Annotated in this window: 1 protein-coding gene; it reads right to left on the reverse strand. The window is 54.7% G+C overall.

The window, feature by feature from the left end; all coding sequences use genetic code 11:
- On the reverse strand, positions 1-201 hold a 201-nt coding region (locus AAC854_RS24170), incomplete at both ends, for an HK97 family phage prohead protease (RefSeq protein WP_340619238.1).

Consider the following 201-nt stretch of genomic DNA (forward strand, 5'->3'; position numbering starts at 1 on the left):
CTTGAGATACAGCCCGGTCTCGTCTTCTTTCATCTCGGTATAAATACCGATGGGTTCGTCCATCCGGTGCTGCCAGAGCAGCGCGGGTAAGCTGCCTTTCTCATTCCATTGCTTTAAGGTGTTCGCAAAAGCGCCGGGCAGGACAATATCGTCGTAGCTGTCCTTGACCCCGAACACCGAACCGTAGCCCTCGAACTCACC

The organism is Xenorhabdus entomophaga (genome assembly GCF_037996725.1).
GTDB classification, from domain to species: domain Bacteria; phylum Pseudomonadota; class Gammaproteobacteria; order Enterobacterales; family Enterobacteriaceae; genus Xenorhabdus; species Xenorhabdus khoisanae.